The sequence below is a fragment of the Bacillota bacterium genome (genome assembly GCA_040754675.1).
Classification (GTDB): Bacteria; Bacillota; Limnochordia; order Limnochordales; family Geochordaceae; genus Geochorda.
Genome location: JBFMCJ010000622.1, coordinates 1 through 2,287, shown reverse-complemented (window position 1 = coordinate 2,287; position 2,287 = coordinate 1). Strand labels below are relative to the sequence as shown.

Here is a 2,287-nt window from a genome sequence, read left to right as displayed (position 1 = left end):
ATTCCCGGCCGGATTTGAGGTTCCGCTCCGTGAGAACCACGCTCTGGCCCGGCCCCAAGTCACGCGCGGGCACCGTCCTCAACCAATCGCCCACACCGATGAGGCGAACTATCCCCTGGAGGCGCTTGAGCGCCGCGACACTCGGCAGCAAAGCCACCTCGCCATCACTTCCCTTGTCCCGCCCCGAGCCCAGACCACGCCAGGCCCGAGCACCGCACGACCGCCCGGAACACGCTTCCGACCCCACGGCCGGTATGTACCGCCGGGGCAAAGCCCCGGCTATCCGAACTGAACCTGGCAGCCGTACACCCAGCAGGCACGCACGTACCAGACCACCAGCCCGGCGAGAACGGCAAAGATGCGGGCCAGGCCTACCACCCCCCCCTCCTCAATTCCTCCCCCAATGCAGGTTTACGGTGTTGTACCAACCAACCTCAGGCAGGTACGAGTCGATCATGATTTGGCCCGGAAGCAACCGGAAGTGCCGAACAGCCTCCACCTCGAAACCAAACCCGCCGTCGCCTTCCACCCGAACCCGGCCCTCGCCACCGCTGCCAAGCCCGGCGGGAACCCTCCCGTCCACCCGGAAATCGCGCAGCACGAACGGCTGCGACACCACGTGCCCGACGGCGCCCTCGGCGTACATCTCCACCCAAACGGGCCTGCCCCGGAAGGCTTCCAGCGCCTCCTCCAGAACCGAGGCCCCCTCCACCGCCTGCCGGACTGCTGCCGGGACCGGGCGCAGATCGGCGCACAGGCACTCCGGGCCAATAACAAAACAGGCGGGCAAGATCTTGCCCTGCTCCCGGAAACGCTGCCTCGCGAACGCCCCAACAAACCAGCACGGCCTCAAGCCGGAGGGCTCACGCACCAGCGCCACCCAGGAGCCGAACATGCCGAGCCCCTCCTGGTCAAACGTCCCCGTCACGAACCACGGTTCCCACCGCCAAGACGGCCGGAACGCCACCGGGAAGACTCCCCGGCGGCCTTCCTCCGCCCACTCAACCCGGCGCACGCCACTGTACGGCAGCAGCTTGAGCATGTCCGGCCCCACCACCACGGCGGCGGGGTCCACCCCCAAACCGGCCAAATAGGACTGGACACGCTCGGGCGTCCAGTCCTCCCTGGCTTCCTTCCGCGTTTCCCGCCGGGCCGCCCGCCGGCCCGCGTTCCCACCACGCGCCGGGGGCGAACCCCCAGAAACAGAGACGGCCGAAGCAACGTCGGAAGCAGCAACATGCTCACGAACACATTCCCCAGCCGACGGTGGAGGGGCGCCTCCGCGGCGCCCCTCCGAATCCGACTCAAAGACAAATGCAAGCTGTTCCCTCATGCCCCACCAGCTCCACGACCACGCAGGCGCGGCCGGATACCCTGGAAGGGCTCCACGATCAGGAACGCGGGCAGATCCGGGAGTTCCTCGGGCTCCGACACGTAACGGTCCAGATCCAAGGTGCCCGGCTCACGCACGTCGAAGTGGTAAGCGTGTTCGGGCACCACCTCGCGGCCCGCCTCGTCCACGACGGATACGCGGATGGCCGCGAGGCCCGGCCCCATCTGGAAGTCCTCCAGCTCGACCCGGATTTCACCGCTCCCCTGCTCGGCCCTCAGCACCAACTCCAAGTGGCCCACCTCCATCACCACGAATCTCTGACGAGTTCCACCCAGCCGTCGGGCGAAACCACCACCGCATCGAAGCGGCACACGAAGTGCCACCAGCCCCGGTTGCCCAGGAAGTCAGCCGCCGTCCGGGCCAAAGCCTCACGCTCGGCCTCGCCGGGCTTCGCATTCCGCGGATCGCGCACCTGCACGAAGGCAAGCACGGGGCCGTCACGGCAGACAAAATCGAGCCTGCCCCAGGCCGTACGGTAATCCCGGGCCACAACCCGGTAGCCCTGGCTCAGCAGGTGCTGCTCGGCAGCAGCCTGCACCTCATCCTCGCTCATCCCAACACCTTCCCTTCTGCCGGACGATAACAGCCGGGAGTCCCAGACCCCCAGGGCTCCCGCGCCCAGGTCAATCCCCGTGTCAAAAACCCAACAAGGCCTCCCGTTCCCTCCGCACCTCAGTCCTCGACCACCTCAACCTCGCTCTCGGACCAGGCCTGGTCCCACTCGGCGAAATCGGTCTTGTCAGCCACCTCAAGGGCCTCGCGCTCGCCCGCGGCCTCGACCACCAGCGAATACTCGCAGTTGGCCCTCACCAGGTAACGCGGCATGATCTCACCCCTTTCGTGCGCACAAAGGCCGGGGGCACCGGGACCCACCGCCTCCGGCGCCCCCGCTCG

The 2,287-nt window shown here is 67.8% G+C and carries 4 protein-coding genes; all 4 read right to left on the bottom strand.

Going from position 1 to position 2,287, the window contains the following annotated elements; translation table 11 throughout:
* Window positions 1-388: 388 nt before the first annotated feature.
* Window positions 389-1,090, bottom strand: a complete 702-nt coding sequence (locus AB1609_21730) for a hypothetical protein (GenBank protein ID MEW6049056.1) — start codon at window positions 1,088-1,090, stop codon at window positions 389-391.
* A gap of 239 nt (window positions 1,091-1,329) precedes the next feature.
* Complete coding sequence (locus AB1609_21725; protein ID MEW6049055.1) at window positions 1,330-1,623, bottom strand: hypothetical protein; 294 nt, start codon at window positions 1,621-1,623, stop codon at window positions 1,330-1,332.
* Between the two features lie 14 nt (window positions 1,624-1,637).
* Window positions 1,638-1,946, bottom strand: coding sequence for a YraN family protein (locus tag AB1609_21720; protein MEW6049054.1), 309 nt, complete (start codon window positions 1,944-1,946; stop codon window positions 1,638-1,640).
* Between the two features lie 119 nt (window positions 1,947-2,065).
* The coding region (locus tag AB1609_21715; protein ID MEW6049053.1) for a hypothetical protein at window positions 2,066-2,287 on the bottom strand (222 nt) is incomplete at its 5' end.

Bases quoted from the DNA above. Each gene is read 5' to 3' on its own strand.
- AB1609_21720 (MEW6049054.1), bottom strand. From the start codon at position 1,946: ATGAGCGAGGATGAGGTGCAGGCTGCTGCCGAGCAGCACCTGCTGAGC.